The 18,802-nt window shown below is 69.4% G+C and carries 18 protein-coding genes; 3 read left to right on the top strand and 15 right to left on the bottom strand.

The features are described 5' to 3' along the window. Positions 1-21: 21 nt before the first annotated feature. The 6 genes from bamB to ndk form a co-directional block, all read right to left on the bottom strand. Positions 22-1,230 (bottom strand): outer membrane protein assembly factor BamB, encoded by a 1,209-nt coding sequence (bamB, locus tag IE168_RS04760; protein ID WP_189495734.1) that lies wholly within the window; start codon positions 1,228-1,230, stop codon positions 22-24. Further along, positions 1,227-1,871: a YfgM family protein gene (locus IE168_RS04755; RefSeq protein WP_189495732.1), complete on the bottom strand. Its 645-nt coding sequence runs from the start codon at positions 1,869-1,871 to the stop codon at positions 1,227-1,229. The genes bamB and IE168_RS04755 overlap by 4 nt, the downstream gene beginning before the upstream one ends. Before the next feature lie 130 nt (positions 1,872-2,001). Continuing rightward, complete coding sequence (locus tag IE168_RS04750; RefSeq protein WP_229823105.1) at positions 2,002-2,817, bottom strand: helix-turn-helix domain-containing protein; 816 nt, start codon at positions 2,815-2,817, stop codon at positions 2,002-2,004. Beyond that, a complete protein-coding gene (locus IE168_RS04745; protein ID WP_189495730.1) occupies positions 2,814-3,641 on the bottom strand; it encodes a tetratricopeptide repeat protein in 828 nt (275 codons plus the stop codon). The genes IE168_RS04750 and IE168_RS04745 overlap by 4 nt, the downstream gene beginning before the upstream one ends. Beyond that, positions 3,628-4,818 carry a dual-specificity RNA methyltransferase RlmN gene (gene rlmN, locus IE168_RS04740; RefSeq protein WP_189495891.1) on the bottom strand — a complete coding sequence of 397 codons (1,191 nt, stop codon included), beginning with the start codon at positions 4,816-4,818 and terminating at the stop codon, positions 3,628-3,630. Before rlmN ends, IE168_RS04745 begins: the two co-directional genes overlap by 14 nt. 130 nt (positions 4,819-4,948) lie before the next feature. After that, positions 4,949-5,374 carry a nucleoside-diphosphate kinase gene (gene ndk, locus IE168_RS04735; RefSeq protein WP_189495728.1) on the bottom strand — a complete coding sequence of 142 codons (426 nt, stop codon included), beginning with the start codon at positions 5,372-5,374 and terminating at the stop codon, positions 4,949-4,951. Positions 5,375-5,595: 221 nt separating this feature from the next. Here ndk and IE168_RS04730 point away from each other — a divergent pair, with 221 nt between their 5' ends. From IE168_RS04730 to IE168_RS04720, 3 genes are all read left to right on the top strand, one after another. After that, on the top strand, positions 5,596-6,213 hold the full coding sequence (locus tag IE168_RS04730; RefSeq protein WP_189495726.1) for a TetR/AcrR family transcriptional regulator: 618 nt from the start codon (positions 5,596-5,598) through the stop codon (positions 6,211-6,213). A gap of 29 nt (positions 6,214-6,242) precedes the next feature. After that, complete coding sequence (locus IE168_RS04725) at positions 6,243-8,615, top strand: 3-hydroxyacyl-CoA dehydrogenase/enoyl-CoA hydratase family protein (RefSeq protein WP_189495724.1); 2,373 nt, start codon at positions 6,243-6,245, stop codon at positions 8,613-8,615. A gap of 115 nt (positions 8,616-8,730) precedes the next feature. Next, positions 8,731-9,936, top strand: coding sequence for an acetyl-CoA C-acyltransferase (locus IE168_RS04720; protein ID WP_189495722.1), 1,206 nt, complete (start codon positions 8,731-8,733; stop codon positions 9,934-9,936). Positions 9,937-10,010: 74 nt separating this feature from the next. Here the strand turns inward: IE168_RS04720 and IE168_RS04715 are convergent, their stop codons facing one another. From IE168_RS04715 to rpsA, 9 genes are all read right to left on the bottom strand, one after another. Further along, on the bottom strand, positions 10,011-10,607 hold the full coding sequence (locus IE168_RS04715; protein WP_189495720.1) for a hypothetical protein: 597 nt from the start codon (positions 10,605-10,607) through the stop codon (positions 10,011-10,013). A gap of 110 nt (positions 10,608-10,717) precedes the next feature. Beyond that, positions 10,718-11,233 (bottom strand): hypothetical protein, encoded by a 516-nt coding sequence (locus IE168_RS04710; RefSeq protein WP_189495718.1) that lies wholly within the window; start codon positions 11,231-11,233, stop codon positions 10,718-10,720. Positions 11,234-11,351: 118 nt separating this feature from the next. Continuing rightward, complete coding sequence (gene galU, locus IE168_RS04705; RefSeq protein WP_189495716.1) at positions 11,352-12,248, bottom strand: UTP--glucose-1-phosphate uridylyltransferase GalU; 897 nt, start codon at positions 12,246-12,248, stop codon at positions 11,352-11,354. Continuing rightward, positions 12,245-14,155 (bottom strand): polysaccharide biosynthesis protein, encoded by a 1,911-nt coding sequence (locus IE168_RS04700; RefSeq protein ID WP_189495714.1) that lies wholly within the window; start codon positions 14,153-14,155, stop codon positions 12,245-12,247. Before IE168_RS04700 ends, galU begins: the two co-directional genes overlap by 4 nt. Further along, positions 14,139-15,197: an MraY family glycosyltransferase gene (locus IE168_RS04695; RefSeq protein ID WP_189495712.1), complete on the bottom strand. Its 1,059-nt coding sequence runs from the start codon at positions 15,195-15,197 to the stop codon at positions 14,139-14,141. The genes IE168_RS04700 and IE168_RS04695 overlap by 17 nt, the downstream gene beginning before the upstream one ends. A gap of 5 nt (positions 15,198-15,202) precedes the next feature. After that, the gene (lapB, locus tag IE168_RS04690; RefSeq protein WP_189495710.1) at positions 15,203-16,381 is read right to left on the bottom strand and encodes a lipopolysaccharide assembly protein LapB; all 1,179 of its coding nucleotides are present in this window, start codon (positions 16,379-16,381) and stop codon (positions 15,203-15,205) included. Then, positions 16,381-16,629 carry a lipopolysaccharide assembly protein LapA domain-containing protein gene (locus IE168_RS04685; protein WP_189495708.1) on the bottom strand — a complete coding sequence of 83 codons (249 nt, stop codon included), beginning with the start codon at positions 16,627-16,629 and terminating at the stop codon, positions 16,381-16,383. Before IE168_RS04685 ends, lapB begins: the two co-directional genes overlap by 1 nt. Before the next feature lie 55 nt (positions 16,630-16,684). Continuing rightward, entirely contained in the window at positions 16,685-17,011 is a 327-nt protein-coding gene (locus IE168_RS04680; protein WP_263598369.1) for an integration host factor subunit beta, read from the bottom strand. A 48-nt stretch (positions 17,012-17,059) separates the two neighbouring features. Further along, positions 17,060-18,748: a 30S ribosomal protein S1 gene (gene rpsA, locus IE168_RS04675; RefSeq protein ID WP_189495704.1), complete on the bottom strand. Its 1,689-nt coding sequence runs from the start codon at positions 18,746-18,748 to the stop codon at positions 17,060-17,062. Positions 18,749-18,802: the final 54 nt, after the last annotated feature.

The following is an 18,802-nucleotide window of genomic DNA, read 5'->3' as shown; positions in this document are numbered from 1 at the left end:
TGTCCCGCCAATTCGCGGGGTTCAGTCGATGCGCCAGGCGCTGAGGTCGCCGTCGACGTTCTGCACCACCATCACGCCGTCGGCCACCACCGGATGCGCCGCGATGGCGGAGCGGCCGGCGCGCGTGCGCGCGGCGAACTCGCCGTCGGACAGCCGCATCCAGTGCAGGTAGCCCTCGAGGTCGCCGACCACGGCGTAGGCGCCGTGCACGACCGCCGGGCTCAGGTTGCGGCGGGCCAGCGCCGGCTGGCGCCAGTAGGACGTGCCGACGTACTTGTCGATGGCCCAGACGGTGCCGGCGGCGTCGCTCACGACCACGCGGTCGTCTGCGACGCCGACGCTGCCGGCGCCGCCGCTCTCGGCGGCCCAGAGCGGCCGGCCGGACGGGCCTTCGAAGGCCATGGTGCGGTTCTTGTAGCTGCTGGCGATGACGGCGGGGCCATCGACCACGGGCGCACCGTCGATGTCGGCCATGCGCTCAAGCTCGGTGCGCCCGTCAGGCAGGGCGACCGCCTGCTCCCACATCTTGCGTCCGTCGGTGAGCGACAGCGCGACCAGGTCGCCCTCGTCGGTGCCGACGAAGGCGTAGCCCGGGGCGAGCGCGACCGGCGCGTTGCCGCGCACGGTCAGGGTGGGCAGCTCCTCGATCCAGAACCAGCGGCGCTCGCCGCTGGCGGCGTCGAACGCAGTGACGCGCCCGTCGTTCGAGCGGACCACGACCAGGCCCTGGCCGACCGCCGGGCGTGCGATGACCTCGTTGGGCACCTTGGCGGTCCAGCGCAGCGCGCCGCTGGCCGCGTCCAGCGCGACCACCTCGCCGTCGAGCGAGCCGGCCACGACCAGGCCGTCGCCGGCGCCGGGACCACCGGACAGGCGCAGGTCCGATTCGTGCCGCCAGAGGCTGTTGCCGCTCTGCAGGTCGAAAGCGCGCACCCCGCCTTCCACCGACGCGGCGTACACCACGCCGTCGGCGATGAACGCGCCCTGGCGCACGCCGGTGTTGCCGTCGCCCTTGCCGGCGCTCGCCGTCCACAGCCGGCTGGGCGTGGCTTGGGACTGGAACTCGACCAGCTCGGCCGGCTCGGTCTGGACCTCGTCCTTGTCGCCGCTGGAGAACCAGCCGCGCACGGTGCTGCAGCCGGTGGCCACGCTCAGGCAGGCGAGCACGACGGCGGCGCGGCCGGCGAGGCGCAGGCCGCGAGGCGTGGAATTGGAGATCTGTGCGCTCATCGGGCCTGCTCCCCGTCATCCGCGGCGGGGGTACCGCCGGCATCGATCAGTTTGATCCGCACCAGCCCGCGCTGGGGGGCGGTCTCGTCGAGCGCCGCAAGCGCGGCGGCGTAGGCCTCGCGGGCCTGCTCCATGCGCCCGGCGGCCCGTTCGGCGTCGCCGCGGACTTCCAGGCTGCCGGCGTCGCGGGCGTCGCCGAGCGCGGCCAGGGCCTCGTCGGTGCGCCCCGCGTCGATCAGCAGCACCGCCAGCCGGCGCGCGATGACCGGCGCCAGCGCCGGGTCCGCGTCGCGGATGCCCGAGAGCGTCGCGATCGCCGCCTCGCTGTCGCCGGCGCGGACCTGGGCGGCCGCCAGGTCGAGCGGCACCAGGCTGGCGTACACACCCTCGGAAAGACCCGCCGAATCGGCCAGGCTGCGCGCCTGCTCGAGGTCATCCGCCGCGAGCGCTTCGTTGAACGCGGTATAGGCCTCGCCCTTGGCGACGCGCTGGCCGTGCAGGTGGTCCTGCCACTTGCCCCAGCCGTAGACCAGGACCAGCGCGACCGCGATGCCGCCGACCACCCCGATGGCGTTCTGCCGGATCCACTGGCGTACGCGTTCGCCCTGTTCGTGCTCGTCGAGCAACTCGTCTACTGCCATGTTCTTCCGATCATGCTGGGCGCCACGCCGCCGACGGGCGTGTGGACACCGGAAAGGGAACGGCCCGCGAGCGGGCCGCCGGTTTCATGCGCGGGGTCCCGGAGGGACCGTCGCAGCCGCTGCGCCGGGCTCAGTGGCCGGCGGGCGCGAGCGAACCGTCAGAGGATACCGTAAAGCGGGCGACGTTCGCCCGGAGGTAGGGCGAGATGTCCTGCGTCTCGCCGTTGGCGCGCACGTCGACCGCGTCGGCGTTGCCGAGCACCACCGCGCCCACTTCGCCGGCCGCGAAGCCGCGGATCTCGCCGGCACGCAGCAGGGTCTGCTCGAGCACGCGTCCATCGGGAGCGCTGATCTCGACCCAGCTGTCGTCCGACAGCTCGAACTCCAGCGCGGGGGCGGCGACGGCCGGCGCCGCCTGCGGAGCGGTGCGCTGCGGGACCGGCGCCATGGAGGCCACCAGGGCGGTCGGACCGCGGGAAGCCTCGGGTTCGCCCACCGCACCGACCGGGACGTCCAGCGACCCCGACACCGTGTCCTGCGGCGCAAGGTGCGGCCGGGTCGCCAGCCACACCGGCAGCGCGATCGCGGCGGTGATCACCACGTAGACCAGGCGGCGCGCGGACTGCTCGGCGATGATGCGCATGCGCGGCACGTAGGTGCGCGGCTTGAGCTCCACCGGCCGGACCGGTTCGACTCCGGAGGCCGCGTGGACCGTCGAGGTGGCGAGTCCAAGCAGGCGCCCGTAGCTGCGCAGCTGCCCGCGGATGAAGACCGGTGCGCCGAGGCGGCTCCAGTCCTCAGCCTCGAGCGATTCGACCACGCGCACCGGCATCTTCAGCCGGCTGGCGACGTCCTGGATGGAGAGGCCGGCGGCCTCGCGGGCGGTGCGGAGGCGCTGGCCGCAGCCATGGTTGGCGTCGGTCGTGTTGTGGTCTGACGGCATCATCGTGAAGTGCTGTCCCCGGGCAGCCTTGCTGGCGCGTGCGGAAACTCCGACCGCAGGCGCTGAACATAACGAGCGGCGGCAGCCTTGTCGCCGAGCTTGTCCTCGATCTGTGACGCAAGTAGTAGCGCGGCCGGCGAAGCCTGTGCCGCATCGAGACGGCGCTGCGAAAACGCCCGTGCCTCGAAGTATTCCCCCAGCCGGTAAAGATGCCGCGCCAGCGCTTCGAGCGCAACAGCATTCACCGGATCCAGGCGCAGGGCGGCGCGCAGATCGCGCTCGGCCCGCGCCGGCTGGCCGCCTTCGACCGCGCAGGCGCCGGCATTGGCCAGCGCGGAGGCCGGGCTGGCATAGCTGCGGTCGGCCAGGGCGCGGTCGAACCACGTCATCGCTTCGGGCGCGCGGCCGTTGAGGCACAGCCAGCTGCCGTAGTTGTTCAGCGCCGCGCCCGAGCCCGGCGCCAGCTCCGCGGCGCGCGCATAGTGCTCGCCGGCATCTGCGGTGCGTCCCTGGCGATCCAGCGACAGCGCCAGCAGCGTATGCGCGAGTTCGCTGCTGCCATCGATCCGCAGCGCCTTGCGGGCTTCGGCCTCGGCATCGGCCGCGCGACCCTCGCGCAGCGCCTGCTCGCCGCGCAGCAGGTGGACGCGGGGATTGTCGTCGGACCGGCCGCTGCCGCGCTTGCCGCTGACGTCATAGACCGGCGCCACCTGTTCGGACCTGCCACGCTCGGCGCTCGGCTTGATGAAGCTCAGCCGCGCGCAGCCGGCGGTGGACGCCAGCACGGCCACCGCCATCGCGCAGGCAGCCAGCCTAGCGATGGACATGGCCGCCCTCCCCGCCCGCCTCGAGGCTGCGCCGGAACTCGGCCTGGCGGCGGGTGCGGTCGGCGACCTGGCCCTTGAGCTGGCCGCAGGCGGCGTCGATGTCGTCGCCACGGGTGCGGCGCACCGGCGCAATCATGCCCGCGCTGTTGAGCAGCTTCTGGAAGGTGCGGATCGCCGCATCGTCCGGGCGCTCGTAGCGCGTGCCTGGGAACGGGTTGAACGGAATCAGGTTGATCTTGGCGGCGTCCTTCATCTGCACCGCGCGGTCGAACGCACGCAGCAGCTGCACCAGCTCGAGCGCGTGCTCCGGCTGGTCGTTGACGCCCTTCATCAACGTGTATTCGAAGGTCACCGACTCGCCCTTTTTGCGCAGCGCGTAGCGCACGCAGGCGTCCATCAGCTGGGCGATCGGGTACTTCTTGTTGAGCGGCACCAGCTTCGTGCGCAGCTCGTCGTTGGGCGCGTGCAGCGACACGGCAAGCGAGACGTCGCTTTCCTCGGCCAGCCGATCGATCATCGGCACCATGCCGGCGGTCGACAGCGTCACGCGCTTGTTGGCCAGGCCGTAGCCCAGGTCGTCGCGCATCACGCTCATCGCGCGCACGACGTTGTCGAAGTTGGCCAGCGGCTCGCCCATGCCCATCATCACCACGTTGGTGAGGCGGCGCTGCTTGTGGGGAATGTTGCCAAGGTGCTTCGCCGCCACCCAGACCTGGCCGATGATCTCGGCGGTGGACAGGTTGCGGTTGAAGCCCTGGGTGGCCGTGGAGCAGAAGGTGCAGTTGAGCGCGCAGCCCACCTGCGAGGACACGCACAGCGTGCCGCGGCCCTTGTCGGGAATGTAGACGGTCTCGATGGCATTCCTGCCATCCATGCCCAGCAGCCACTTGTGGGTGCCGTCCTCGGATTCCTTGTCGAAGTGCACCTGCGGCACCACGACTTCAGCCCGCTCCTGCAGCTTGGCGCGCAGCGCCTTGCCCAGGTCGGTCATCTCGTCGAAGTCGGTCACGTGCCGGTGGTGGATCCACTTCATCACCTGGTGCGCACGGAAACGCTTCTCGCCGAGTACATCGGCGAAAAACGCCTCCAGCCCCGCGCGATCGAGGTCCAGGAGATTCTGCTTGGTTGCGGCTTCGGTCACGGGACTGTCGGAAGAGCAAAAGCCTTTGCCACGGATGAACGCGGATCACGCGGATTTGCGCGGATAGAGCAGAAGCATGAAGACAGGTGGAAAGCCCTGATTTCGGATCTGTTTGCTTTATCCGTGTTCATCCGCGTGATCCGCGTAATCTTGTGGCAAAAAAGAATCAACGACCGTAGACGTCCGTCGACGGGAAGAAGTACGCGATCTCGAAGGCGGCGGTTTCGGCGGCGTCGGAACCGTGCACGGCGTTGGCGTCGATCGAGTCGGCGAAGTCGGCGCGGATGGTGCCGGCGGCGGCTTCCTTCGGGTTGGTGGCGCCCATCAGGTCACGGTGCTTGAGGACGGCGTTCTCGCCTTCCAGGACCTGGATCATCACCGGCCCGCTGATCATGAACTCGACCAGGGCGTTGAAGAACGGACGCTCGCGGTGCACGGCGTAGAAGCCCTCGGCCTCGGCGCGCGAGAGCTGCTTCATCTTCGCGGCGGCGATCTTCAGGCCGACCTTCTCGAAGCGGGAATAGATTTCGCCGATGACGTTCTTGGCAACGGCATCGGGCTTGATGATGGACAGGGTGCGCTCGAGCGCCATGGGGAGGTCTCCGGGATGAGGTGCCGGCCTTCCAGGCCGACACACGGTAACATGGAAAAACCCACGCCGGGGCGCGGGTTTAGCCGACAAGGCTGGAGTAATTCTAGCGGATCGGATGCGCCGCCTGCACGCGCGGTCCTGAACTTTTTCCATTTGACCGGCCGCCCCGGGCCCGCCTAGTATCCAAACAAGCGTTTGATTCAGGCAAGGCCCTGCGCACCATGGCAAGCACCCAGTTCTCCACCAAGGACCGGATCCTCGGCGCCGCCGAGGAGCTGTTCGCCCAGCATGGCTTCCTGGGCACCTCGCTGCGTCAGGTCACCAGCCGCGCCGACGTCAACATCGCCGCGGTCAACTACCACTTCGGCAGCAAGGAAAACCTCATCAACGAGGTGTTCCGTCGCCGGATGGACGAGATGAGCCGGCAGCGCCTCAGCCAGCTGGAACAGGCATCGAAGGACCGGCCGGGCGAGCTCGAAGCGGTCCTGGCCGCCTTCGTGGAGCCCGCCCTGGCCGTGGCCCGCGACTGCCAGGGCGGCGCCGCGTTCATCCGCGTGATCGCGCGTGCCTATGCGGAGAAGAACGACGGGCTGCGCCAGTTCCTGTCGGAGCAGTACGGCCATGTGCTGCGCGAATTCGCGCGCGCGATCGCGCAGTGCGTGCCGGGGCTCGAAAAGGAGCAGCTGTACTGGCGGCTGGACTTCCTGTCCGGTGCGCTGACCTACGCCATGTCCGATTTCGGGCTGATCAAGCGTCCCGCCGGGGTCAGCGAGGTCGCCCACCGCAAGCGTGCCGCGGACGAGCTGATCCGCTTCGCGGCGGCCGGAATCAAGAGTTGAACGATATTTAAATCAAGGAGTTGCCGAACATGACTGAGAAACTGCTTGTGCGTCGCGCCGCCGTGCTCGGCGCCGGCGTGATGGGGGCGCAGATTGCCGCCCACCTCACCAACGCCGGCGTCGACACCGTGCTGTTCGACCTGCCTGCCAAGGAAGGCGACCCCAACGGCATCGTCAACCGCGCGATCGCCGGTCTTGGCAAGCTCAGCCCTGCGCCGCTGGCCTCGAAGTCGCTGGCCGCGGCCATCACCCCGGCCAACTACGAGCTCGGGCTGCAGCGCCTGAAGGACTGCGACCTGATCATCGAGGCCATCGCCGAGCGCATGGACTGGAAGCAGGACCTGTACGAAAAGATCGCGCCTTTCGTGGCCGACCACGCCGTGCTGGCCAGCAACACCTCGGGCCTGGGCATCAACAAGCTGGCCGAGGCGCTGCCGGAGAAGCTGCGCCCGCGCTTCTGCGGCGTGCACTTCTTCAACCCGCCGCGCTACATGCACCTGGCCGAGCTGATCCCGGCGCGCACCACCGACAAGGCCGTGCTGCAGGGCCTGGAGGCCTTCCTCACCAGCACCCTCGGCAAGGGCGTGGTCTACGCGCGCGACACCCCCAACTTCATCGGCAACCGCATCGGCGTGTTCTCGATCCTGTCGACGATCCACCACACCCGGGAGAGCGGCCTGGGCTTCGACGAGGTCGATGCCCTGACCGGCCCGCTGGTCGGGCGCCCGAAGTCGGCGACCTACCGCACCTCCGACGTGGTCGGCCTGGACACCATGGGGCATGTCATCAAGACCATGGCCGACACCCTGCCCGACGACCCCTGGCACAAGTACTTCAAGTCGCCCAAGTGGCTGTCCGCGCTGGTCGAGAAGGGCGCGCTGGGCCAGAAGGCCGGCGCCGGCATCTTCCGCAAGGTCGGCAAGGACATCCTGGTCCTGGACCTGGAGAAGCAGGACTACCGCCCGGCCGACCGCAAGGCCGCCGACGAGGTGGTCGAGATCCTGAAGACGAAGGACCCGGTGGCGAAGTTCGCCGCCCTGCGCGCCAGCGAGCACCCGCAGGCGAAGTTCCTGTGGGGCGTGTTCCGCGATCTGTTCCACTACTCCGCCTACCACCTGGCCGACATCGCAGAGACCGCACGCGACGTCGACCTGGCCATCCGCTGGGGCTACGGCTGGTCGCTCGGCCCGTTCGAGACCTGGCAGGCCGCGGGCTGGAAGCAGGTGGCGCAGTGGATCGCCGACGACATCGTGGCCGGCAAGGCCATGAGCGACGCGCCGCTGCCGGACTGGGTGTTCGACGGCCGCGATGGCGTGCATTCGGCCGAGGGCAGCTACAGCCCCGGCAAGAACGCCCGCCTGCCCCGCTCCGCCCTGCCCGTCTACAAGCGCCAGCGCTTTCCCGATCCGCTGCTGGGCGAGTCCTTCCCCAAGGGCGAGACGGTGTTCGAGAACGACGGCATCCGCATGTGGAGCGACGGCGACGACATCGCCGTGGCCTCGTTCAAGACCAAGATGCACACCGTCTCCGACCAGGTGCTCGACGGCCTGCAGGAAGCGGTGGCGCGGGCCGAGCGCGATTTTGCCGGCCTGGTGATCTGGCAGCCGAAGGAGCCCTTCTCCGCCGGTGCCGACCTGGCCGGCGCGCTGGGCCTGCTCCAGGCCGGCAAGGTCGACGCCTTCGAGGCGATGGTCGCCAACTTCCAGGCCACCAGCTTGGCGCTCAAGTACTCGCTGGTGCCGGTGGTGGCCGCGGTGCGAGGCCTGGCGCTGGGCGGCGGCTGCGAGTTCCAGATGCATTCCGCGCGCACGGTCGCGCACCTGGAGAGCTACATCGGCCTGGTCGAGGCCGGCGTGGGCCTGCTGCCGGCCGGCGGCGGCCTGAAGGAGTTCGCCGTGCGCGCCTCCGACGCGGCCGGCCCGAACGGCGACGTGTTCGCCGAGCTCAAGGGCTGGTTCGAATCCGTGGCGATGGCCAAGGTGTCCACTTCGGCCGTCGAGGCGAAGGAGCTCGGCCTGCTGCGTGCGCAGGACAAGGTCGCTTTCCACGCCCACGAACTGCTGCACATCGCGAAGGCCGAGGCCCGCGGCCTGGCCGAGACCGGCTACCGCCCGCCGCTGCCCGCCCGCCGCATCCGCGTGGCCGGCGACGTCGGCATCGCCACCTTCCGCATGCTGCTGGAGAACATGCTCGAGGGCCGCTTCATCAGCGAGTACGACTACGAGATCGCGCAGCGCATCGCCACCGTGGTCAGCGGCGGCGACGTCGACCGCAACGCGGTGGTCGACGAGGACTGGTTGCTGCGCCTGGAGCGCCAGCACTTCGTCGAACTCGCGCAGCAGGAGAAGACCCAGGCCCGCATCGCGCACATGCTCAAGACCGGCAAGCCGCTGAGGAACTGAGGCCGCGCGGGGTCGTTCCCGGCTTCGGGAGGGATCCAGCGGGGTTGCCCCCATCCGCCCTTCGGGCACCTTCCCCCGCGATGCGGGGGAAGGAGATCAAGCAAGGATCAAACAGATGAGCAAGCAGGTACAGGACGCCTACATCGTCGCCGCCACCCGCACCCCGGTGGGCAAGGCGCCCAAGGGCGTGTTCCGCAACACCCGCCCCGACGACATGCTGGCCCACGTGCTGAAGTCCGTGGTCGCGCAGGCGCCGGGCATCGACGTCAACCGCATCGACGACGCCATCATCGGCTGCGCCATGCCCGAGGGCGAGCAGGGCATGAACGTGGCGCGCATCGGCGTGCTGCTGGCCGGGCTGCCCGACACCGTGGCCGCGCAGACCATCAACCGCTTCTGTTCCTCCGGCCTGCAGGCCGTGGCGCTGGCGGCCGACCAGGTGCGGCTCGGCAACGCCGACCTGGTGCTGGCCGGCGGCACCGAGTCGATGAGCATGGTGCCGATGATGGGCAACAAGGTGGCGCTGTCGCCGAGCGTGTTCAAGGACGACCACGTCGCCATCGCCTACGGCATGGGCATCACCGCCGAGAAGGTCGCCGAGGAATGGAAGGTCTCACGAGAGGACCAGGACGCGTTCGCGCTGGCCTCGCACCAGAAGGCGCTGGCGGCGCAGAAGGCCGGCGAGTTCGCCGACGAGATCTCGCCGCTGGAAGTCGTGGCCCGCATCCCCGACCTCGGCGGCAACGCGGTGCGGGTGAAGAAGGCGCTGGTCGAGCACGACGAGGGCCCGCGCCCGGACACCTCGCTGGAAGGCCTGGCAAAGCTGCGCCCGGTGTTCCGCAACGGCCAGTTCGGGGGCAGCGTGACCGCCGGCAACTCCTCGCAGATGAGCGACGGTGCCGGTGCGGTGCTGGTGGCCTCCGAGCAGGCGATCAAGGACTACGGCCTCACCCCCCTCGCCCGCTTCGTCTCGTTTTCGGTCGCCGGCGTGCGTCCCGAGGTGATGGGCATCGGCCCGATCGCGGCGATTCCGAAGGCGCTCAAGCAGGGCGGCCTGACGAAGGACCAGCTGGACTGGATCGAGCTCAACGAGGCCTTCGCCGCCCAGGCGCTGGCGGTGATCCGGGACTCGGAGCTGGATCCGTCGAAGGTCAACCCGCTGGGCGGCGCGATCGCGCTGGGCCACCCGCTGGGCGCCACCGGTGCGGTGCGCACGGCGACCATCGTCCACGGCATGCGCCGCAGGAAGCAGAAGTACGGCATGGTGACGATGTGTATCGGCACCGGCATGGGGGCTGCGGGAGTGTTCGAGGCCCTGTAGTCCTGGAGGAAAAAGGGACGCCCAAGGCGTCCCTTTTTCGTTGCGGCCGATTGCCTCAGAGAGGCCGGGGCCGGTCAGCGGCCGCGCCCGTAGATCTCCACGCGCATCGTGCCGTCCGGGTTGCGGGTGCGCGAAATCACGGAGCTCGGCATCGCACTCCCGACGCTGGCGGTGTAGAGCAGGATCCAGTCCTCGGCCTTGCCGGCGTCTTCGAACTGGCCGTCGATGCGGCACATGCTGCTGCGGCAGTCGATGCTGAGGTTGCGGGGTTGCGCACCGGCGACATCGAAGGCCGGGTCGGCCGCGATGCCGTTGAGTTCGGTGATCTTCCCCGGCGCCCAGGCCGGATCAACCTGCTCGCTGGCATACCGCTGCGCGGATTGCTCCTTGAGTGCTGCGGTTCGCGCCTGGTGTTCTTCGCGCTTTCGGGCCCGCTGGTCGAGCTGCTCGATCATGGCCTCGTCGGTGGCGGGCCTTCCCGGGACCGACGGCGCTGTGCGCGCGACCGGCGGGGCGAAACCGGCCGAAGGCGCAGACTCCTGCGCGGCCGCAACGGCATCTGGGGCGGTCGCAGTCGGCGTGCGATCGCCCCGCAGGAAGAACGTGCCGGCCACGACCGCCACGACAATGGCGGCAGCCGCGATGATGGGAAGCTTGGTGCCTGGTTTCATGGAAGCGTCGGGCCCGGTTCAAAGGATGCAGTGTGTTCGATCACGAGGTCAGGAAAAAGGGGTGCCGGTTGCCCGGCACCCCTTTTCTGCTCGCTTGGTACGGGACCGGCTTACTCGGTCGCCCAGTACACGTAGGTGTCGTTGATGCCGACGCCGCCGGGCAGGCGGCAGCTGAACGCCACCAGGCCGGACGCCATGGCACCCGTTTCGAAATCGGTGTCCGCGACGAAGATGTTGCCGTCCTCGCCGCCACCACCGGCCGGGATCTCCACGCTCAGGCTGATGTTCTCGGTATCACCACCTTCCCAGCCACCCACGGCGGTGCAGGTCACGGTGGCCGGCTCCGTGGTCGTGTTGGTGAAATAGGTGTCGACCAGCAGGGCCGAGTTGTCGATCGCCGCGCCGGCGTCGAACTCGAAGCCGCAGGTGATGAACATCGGCGTGGTGCCCACGTTCTGCACGGCGAGCGGCCGCTTGCGCAGGCCGACTTCGAAGTTCGGCAGTGCGCCCTGGCACCGGGCAGCAGGCTGGGCGGCATTGGAATGGACGACCTGCGAGACGGCCGGCGCACTGTAGGCGGCGGCAATGGCGAGCGTCAGGCCCGCGAAGGTTGTTGCAAGCTTCATGAAGCGGTCTCTCCCTGGTTGATGTGCTGTCAAGCGATCATGAGGGCTCTCACCCCACTCATGACCGCTTGAATATAACCCTGCCTTCCGCAAGATGTCACCCGGCTTCCCGCAGTCATCAGGAGTCGACGACCCCCAGCTCGACCAGCGCCTCCCGCATGAAGCCCTGGGCGGCCTCGCTGAGTTTTTCATGGTCAAGCGCATGGCGGATGGTGGCCTCGATGAGGCCGATGTGCGTCCCGCAGTCGAAGCGGGTGCCCTGGAAGTGGTAGGCGAGCACGCTCTCCTCCGCCAGGAGGGCCGAAATGGCGTCGGTGAGCTGGATCTCCCCGCCCGCGCCCGGGCGGGTGGCCTCCAGCAGGTCGAAGATCCGCGGTGACAGCACGTAGCGCCCAACCACGGCCAGGTCGCTGGGCGCGTCGGCAGGCCTGGGCTTCTCCACGATGGCCGTGATCCGGCCGCGCCGGTTGCTGAATTCATCCGTCGCCACGATCCCGTAGCTGGACACCTGCTCCGCCGGCACCGACTGGGTCGCGATGACGCTCGATCCGCTGGCTTCGGCCACGTCGGCCATCTGGGCGAGCGCGCCCGGACCGCGGTTCCAGATCAGGTCGTCGGGGAGGATGACCGCGAAGGGCTCGTCGCCGACCACCGGCTTGGCGCAAAGCACGGCATGCCCAAGCCCCAGGGCCTCGGCCTGCGTGACGAACACCGCGCGCACGCCCTTTGGCAATACGTTGCGCACCAGCTCCAACTGCGTCGTCTTGCCGGCGCGCTCGAGCTTCTGCTCCAGCTCATAGGCCTTGTCGAAGTAGTCCGCGACCGCGTGCTTGTAGCGGTTGGTGACGAACACCATGGTGTCGCATCCGGCCTCGACCGCTTCGTCGACCGCATACTGGATCAGGGGCCGATCGACGATCGGCAACATTTCCTTGGGAACCGTCTTGGTGGCCGGGAGGAACCGGGTGCCGAGGCCGGCCACGGGAAAAACCGCCTTGCGGATGCGTCGGGTCATGTGCGTCTTGCGTTCCTTGCGGGAAAGGCGACCACCGTCGCGGCCGCGGGCTCTTCATGGTGGACCAGGGGCGCGAACTCCGGAACCGCCTCGCGCAGGGCCTGGTCAAGGGCCTCGAGATCGTAGCTGGCGACCGCGTCGCGCAGGCGCGACAGGGCCGGGCCGATCCGCTCCGAAGACACGACGCGCGCTTCCGCCTGCAGGATCTTGGGATGCGCCGTGGGCCGGTAGCGCTCGTCGGCGTGGAACAGCGTCTCGTGCAGCTTTTCGCCCGGACGCAGGCCGGTATAGACGATGGCGATGTCGCGGCCGGGCTGCTTGCCGGCGAGCGTGATCATCTGCTCCGCCAGCAGGCGGATCGACACCGGCTCGCCCATGTCGAGGGTATACACCGCCTGCCTCGACCCGATCGCCACGGCCTGCAGGATCAGCTGGCAGGCCTCGGGGATGGTCATGAAGTAGCGCGTGACCTCCGGGTCGGTCACCGTCACCGGCCCGCCGCTGCGGATCTGCGCACGGAACAGCGGCACCACGCTGCCGGCCGAGTCGAGCACGTTGCCGAAGCGCACCGTCACGAAGCGCGTGCCGTCAAGGCTGTTCATCGCCTGGCAGACCATTTCCGCCAGGCGCTTGCTGGCGCCCAGCACGTTGACCGGATCCACCGCCTTGTCGGTGGAAATCAGCACGAAGGTGCCGACCCCGGCCGCCTGCGCCTCGTGCGCCACCGTCGCCGTGGCCAGCACGTTGTTGCGCACGGCTTCGCGGAGCTGCGATTCCAGCACCGGCACCTGCTTGTACGCGGCGGCGTGGAAGACCGCCTCCGGCTGCGACAGCGACAGTGCGTGGCGGATCACCGCCGGATCGCCGCAGTCGCCCAGCACGGGCAGGCACTCGATCTGGGGGAAGTCCCGGCGCAGCTCGTTCTGAACGGTCAGCAGCGCCAGTTCGTCGATCTCGATCAGCGTGATCTGGCGGGCGCCGTGGCGCGCGCACTGGCGGCAGAGTTCGGCTCCGATCGAGCCACCAGCGCCGGTGACCAGCACGCTGCGGCCTCCGAGCCAGCCGCGGATGGCCTTCCAGTCCGGCGTGACCGGCTTTCGGCCGAGCAGGTCCTCGATCGCGACTTCCTTCAGCTCACCCGGCAGCGACCGCCCCTCGAGCAGGTCGTTGAGCCGCGGAACGGTGCGGAACGGCAGGCCCGTTCGTTCGCAGGCGGCAACCACCCGGCGCATGGCGGTCGCGTCCAGCGACGGCATCGCGATCACCAGCAGGCGCGCAGCGGTCTCCGGCGCGATCTGGCCCACGTCGTCGATCCTGCCCAGCACCGGAAGTCCCTGCACGTGGCTTCCGCGGAGCCTCGCCGCGTCGTCGAGAAAGCCCACGGGCTGATAGGCTCCCACGCGGCGCAGGTCGCGCACCAGCGCCTCGCCCGCCTGCCCCGCGCCGAGGATCAGCACCCGCAGCGCCGCCTTGTCGGTGCGCTCGTTGCCGTGGTCCTTCCATGCGCGGTACAGCAGTCGTGGCATGCCCAGCAGCGCCGACAGCACGACCGGATAGGCCAGCATGACCGTGCGCGGCACCTGGCCCGCGCGGTCGAAGACGAAGAACAGCAGCGGCAGGATCGCCAGCAGGCCGAACAGGCTCGCCTTCACGATGTTGACCAGGTCGGGGATGCTCGCGAACCGCCACACGCCGCGGTAAAGGCCGACCTGCCAGAAGATGAGGCCCTGAACGATCAGGATCAGCAGCATCTCCGGCGACAGCAGCGGCGCGGCAGCGACCTGGTCGATGGCCGACTGGCGGAAATGGTTGAGACCGGCCCAGGTGAGCCAGACCATGGCCAGGTCGTGCGCGACCACCGACAGCCGCGGCAGGCCGTTCCGGATCCGGTCACTCAGGCTGGTCATCGTCGGGCGTCTCCTCATGCGTTCGTGCATCCGCACCGGTGGAGGCGCGCCATACCAGGATTCCAGCGGCAACGAAGCCCGCACAGACCGCCAGTTTAACGATGAAGCCGCTCCCTGAGGCAGCGAGCGCCGCCAGAACGGCGACGGCCGTCCATCCGGCGTACGCGAACGCCACCGGAACATGCGAACCCGTGCGCCTCGCCAGGCGCTGGTAGGCATGGCCGACGTGGGCCGTCCACCACTGTTCGCGACTGACGATGCGCCCGCCGAGCGTCAAGGTCGCGTCAACCAGGAACGCCGAGAGCGGCAGGCACGCGAGGACGAGCAGCCCCGCTCCCTGCCCCGGCGCCGCATCGGACAGCAGCAGGACCACCAGGACCGCCAGCGCGATACCGAGGGTTCCGCTGCCAACGTCGCCCAGGAAGATCCGCGCCCTCGGGAAGTTGAACGGCAGGAACCCGAGGCAGGCGGCGCACAGCAGCAGCGCTGGAAGCGCCGCCCGCACCCCTTCCTCCCCATGCGACGCGATGCCCAGCGCGGCGATGCCGGCCGCGGCCAGGGCGGCCTGGCTGGTCGCGATGCCGTCGATGCCATCCATGAAGTTCCAGACGTTGACCATGACCGGCACGGCCACGAAGGCCAGCAGCGCCAGCCACGCCGCTCCGCCGGCGAAGGACACACCCGCGGCGAGCACCAGGCCGGCCACGACGTGCGCGAGCAGCCGCCACCAGGCCGACAGCGGGCGGTGGTCGTCGATGTAACCGGCCACCGCCACCAACAGGCTGCCGCAGCCCGCCGCCAGGGCCAGCTCCCACGGCATCCAGCCCGACCACCCGGACAGCACGCAGGCCAGGACCCAGGCCACGGCGATGCCGACGCCGCCGCCACGCGGCGTGGGGACCTGGTGGCTGCGCCGCTCCCCGGGCAGGTCGAGCAGCCCGTGACGCAGCGCGTGCGCGCGTGCCAGCCAGGCTCCGGCAGCGCCGAGGGCCGCCGCGGCGGCCAGCCATGGCAGCGCGTGGATCCAGTCCAGGCGATCCACTCCTCTCAGACCACGGCGTAGTTGAGCAGCGGCTTGATGCTGCCCCACTCCTTGCAGGACGGGCACTGCCAATGGTGGCTGCGCGCGCCGAACCCGCAGCGGTTGCAGCGGTACGCGGGGTTGCGCACCAGCAGCTGGTCGGTGATGTGCCGGAGTTCCTGCAGGGTGGCCGCCTCGTTCCCGCCTTCGGCCAGGGTGAGCTCGATCAGCGCCGCCTCGCCGCGCACCGAGGGCCGGTCCTTGAGCTGCTGGGCGAGGAAACGGCGTGCCGCCGGCACGCCCTCCTCCGCTTCGACCAGATGCGTCAGCGCCAGCACCGGCGCCACCCCGCGGTAGTGCTCGCTCATCTCGGTGAGGAAGGCGCGCGCGCCGGGCAGGTCGCCGACGCGGTCGTAGGCCAAGCGCAGCGGCGGCAGGATTTCCGGAAGGAAGTCGGGGTCGTGCCGGGCGGCGCGCTCGTAGGCGCGGATTGCCGCAGCGTCGTTGCCGGCATCGAGCTCCAGGCGGCCCTCGAGCATGCCGGCGCGCACCGAGCTGGAGTCCGCCGCATAGGCGCGCGCCACCGCCGCCTGCGCACCCTCGCGGTCACCGGCGGCGCGCAGGCGCTCGGCGAGCTCGCACTCGAACTGGCCGATCAGCTTGCCCATGGGCTCGCCGGTCACGTCTTCGTAGCGGGTCGCGTTCTCAATCGCCTTGGGCCAGTCGCGCTCGGCCTGGTAGATGCCGATCAGGTGCCTGAGCGCCTGCGGCGCACGCTGGTCGAGCGCGGCGAGCTCGGTGAACACGGTCTCGGCGCGATCGAGCAGGCCCGAGCGCATGTAGTCCTCGCCCAGCGCCAGCAAGGCCTGCACCTTCTGCGGATCGCTGAGGTCCGGACGCTGGACCAGGCCCTGGTGCAGGCGGATCGCGCGGTCGACTTCGCCGCGGCGGCGGAACAGGTGCCCGAGCGCGATCTGGGTCTCGAAGGTGTCCTTGTCGAGTTCGGCGATGTGCAGGAACAGCTCGATGGCCTTGTCCGGCTCCTCGCTGAGCAGGTAGTTGAGGCCGCGGAAATAGGTGGTGGACAGCTTGCTGACCTGGCTGTCGCTGTGGCGCTCGCCGCCGCGGCGGCCGATCACCCAGCCCGAGAGCGCAGCGATCGGCAGCAGCAGGAAGAACCAGAACCACTCGGTGACGAAAGCCATCAGTTGGCGTCCATTGCGTTGGGGGTGGGCGTGCGGGCGCGCCGGCGCAGCGGCAGCACGATCGACGCCATCGTCGCCAGTCCGCCGGCTAGCGCGCCCAACAGCAGCGTGGCAAGCAGCGCGAGGCCGAGCGTCGGATGGAACACGGCCAGGCCGAGGTCGAGTTCGACCACCTGTGGATTGAGTGCACCGACCGCGACGCCTGTGGCCAGGCACAGCATGCCGATGAGGATGCGGATCGGGCGCATGGGCGGCTAGCTTAGCCGGCCCGGGCCACGCAGTCAGCCGCGGATGGCGGCGACGTCAGTCTTCGGCCGGAAGGGGCATGACCTCGCTGACGCGTTCGCGCAGCTCCTTGCCCGGCTTGAAATGGGGAACGTGCTTGCCCGGCAGCGCGACGGCCTCGCCGGTCTTGGGGTTGCGGCCCGTGCGGGGCGGACGGTAATGCAGGGAGAAACTGCCGAAACCGCGGACTTCGATGCGCTCGCCGTTGGCCAGCGCGCCACCCATCATCTCCAGCAGAGACTTCACCGCGAGGTCGACGTCGTCGGCCTTCAGGTGCCCCTGGCGCTGGGCGAGGATCTCGATGAGTTCGGACTTGGTCATGTGCCCCCTGGCGACCCTGTACAAGCCAACGGCGGCCCGGCTCACGCCGGGCCGCCGCCGGATGCTGCGGTATTACTCGGACTTGCTGTCCAGCTGCTCGCGCAGCAGCGCGCCCAGCTTGGTGGTTCCGCTGGAGGCTTCCGCCGCCGCGCGGTTGTACTCGGCCAGGGTCTCGGCCACCTCGGCCTCGTCCTTCGCCTTGATCGACAGCTGCAGGCTGCGGCCCTTGCGGTCCATGCCGATGAACTTGGCTTCGATCGAGTCACCGACCTTCAGGTGCTGGCTGGCGTCGTCGACGCGCTCGTCGGCGATGTCGCGGGCGGCCACGTAGCCTTCCACGCCATCGGCCACTTCGATCACGGCGCCCTTGGCGTCGACTTCCTTGACGGTGCCGGTGACCTTGGAGCCGCGCGGGTGGTTGGCCATGAACTGGCCGAACGGATCCTGCTCGAGCTGCTTGACGCCGAGGCTGATGCGCTCGCGCTCCGGGTCCACCGCCAGCACCACGGCCTCGAGGGTGTCACCCTTCTTCAGCTCGCGGGCCACGTCCTCGCCGCTGGTGTTCCAGCTCATGTCGGACAGGTGGATCAGGCCGTCGATGCCGCCGTCCAGGCCGATGAAGATGCCGAAGTCGGTGATCGACTTGATCTGGCCCTCGACCTTGTCGCCCTTCTTGTGGATGGCCGCGAAGGTCTCCCACGGGTTGGAGGTGACCTGCTTGATGCCCAGCGAGATGCGGCGACGCTCCTCGTCGACGTCCAGCACCATGACCTCGAGCTCGTCGCCGACCTGCACCACCTTGGCCGGGTTGACGTTCTTGTTGGTCCAGTCCATCTCGGACACGTGCACCAGGCCCTCGACGCCCGGCTCGATCTCGACGAACGCGCCGTAGTCGGTGACGTTGGAGACCTTGCCGAACACGCGGGTGTTGGACGGGTAGCGGCGGGCGATGTTGTCCCACGGATCCTCGCCCAGCTGCTTCAGGCCGAGGCTGACGCGGTTGCGCTCGCGGTCGTACTTGAGCACGCGGACGTCGAGCTCCTGGCCCACTTCCACCACCTCGGACGGATGGCGCACGCGCTTCCAGGCCATGTCGGTGATGTGCAGCAGGCCGTCGATGCCGCCGAGGTCCACGAACGCGCCGTAGTCGGTGAGGTTCTTGACCACGCCCTTGAGCACGGCGCCCTCGACCAGCTTCTCCATCAGCGCCTCGCGCTCCTCGGAGTGCTCGCTCTCGACCACCGCGCGGCGGGAGACGACGACGTTGTTGCGCTTGCGGTCGAGCTTGATGAGCTTGAACTCCAGCTCCTTGCCCTCGAGGTACACCGGGTCGCGGACCGGGCGCACGTCGACCAGCGAACCCGGCAGGAACGCGCGGACATCCTTGATGTCGACGGTGAAGCCGCCCTTGACCTTGCCGCTGATGCGTCCGGTGACGGTTTCGTTCTTCTCGAGGGCTTCCTCGAGCTCGTCCCACACCATGGCGCGCTTGGCCTTCTCGCGCGACAGCACGGTCTCGCCGAAGCCGTTCTCGAGGGAGTCGAGGGCGACCTTGACGACGTCGCCTTCCGCGACGTCGATCTCGCCGGCGTCGTTACGGAACTGTTCGATCGGCACGATGCCTTCGGACTTGAGGCCGGCGTTGATCACGACGACGTCGGTGCGCACCTGGACCACGGTGCCGGTGACGATCGCGCCGGGCTTCAGCTTGGCGAGGTTCGCCTGGCTGGCTTCGAACAGTTCTGCGAATGATTCGGTCATTGGAAATTACTCGGTTGATGAAACAGACCGGCTGCGCACGGGGCGCCTGGCCGG

Source organism: Luteimonas padinae (genome assembly GCF_014652935.1).
Taxonomy (GTDB): Bacteria; Pseudomonadota; Gammaproteobacteria; order Xanthomonadales; family Xanthomonadaceae; genus Luteimonas; species Luteimonas padinae.
Note: the sequence above shows the minus strand (reverse complement) of the source record. Positions and strands in the feature narration are given on the sequence as shown.

Coding starts and splice junctions, on each gene's coding strand:
- IE168_RS04715 (WP_189495720.1), bottom strand. CDS start 10,607: ATGAAACCAGGCACCAAGCTTCCCATCATCGCGGCTGCCGCCATTGTC.
- IE168_RS04745 (WP_189495730.1), bottom strand. CDS start 3,641: ATGTCCATCGCTAGGCTGGCTGCCTGCGCGATGGCGGTGGCCGTGCTG.
- IE168_RS04685 (WP_189495708.1), bottom strand. CDS start 16,629: ATGCGCCCGATCCGCATCCTCATCGGCATGCTGTGCCTGGCCACAGGC.
- IE168_RS04725 (WP_189495724.1), top strand. CDS start 6,243: ATGACTGAGAAACTGCTTGTGCGTCGCGCCGCCGTGCTCGGCGCCGGC.
- ndk (WP_189495728.1), bottom strand. CDS start 5,374: ATGGCGCTCGAGCGCACCCTGTCCATCATCAAGCCCGATGCCGTTGCC.
- IE168_RS04755 (WP_189495732.1), bottom strand. CDS start 1,871: ATGGCAGTAGACGAGTTGCTCGACGAGCACGAACAGGGCGAACGCGTA.
- bamB (WP_189495734.1), bottom strand. CDS start 1,230: ATGAGCGCACAGATCTCCAATTCCACGCCTCGCGGCCTGCGCCTCGCC.
- rpsA (WP_189495704.1), bottom strand. CDS start 18,748: ATGACCGAATCATTCGCAGAACTGTTCGAAGCCAGCCAGGCGAACCTC.
- IE168_RS04710 (WP_189495718.1), bottom strand. CDS start 11,233: ATGAAGCTTGCAACAACCTTCGCGGGCCTGACGCTCGCCATTGCCGCC.
- IE168_RS04730 (WP_189495726.1), top strand. CDS start 5,596: ATGGCAAGCACCCAGTTCTCCACCAAGGACCGGATCCTCGGCGCCGCC.
- IE168_RS04720 (WP_189495722.1), top strand. CDS start 8,731: ATGAGCAAGCAGGTACAGGACGCCTACATCGTCGCCGCCACCCGCACC.
- galU (WP_189495716.1), bottom strand. CDS start 12,248: ATGACCCGACGCATCCGCAAGGCGGTTTTTCCCGTGGCCGGCCTCGGC.
- IE168_RS04700 (WP_189495714.1), bottom strand. CDS start 14,155: ATGACCAGCCTGAGTGACCGGATCCGGAACGGCCTGCCGCGGCTGTCG.
- IE168_RS04750 (WP_229823105.1), bottom strand. CDS start 2,817: ATGATGCCGTCAGACCACAACACGACCGACGCCAACCATGGCTGCGGC.
- lapB (WP_189495710.1), bottom strand. CDS start 16,381: ATGGCTTTCGTCACCGAGTGGTTCTGGTTCTTCCTGCTGCTGCCGATC.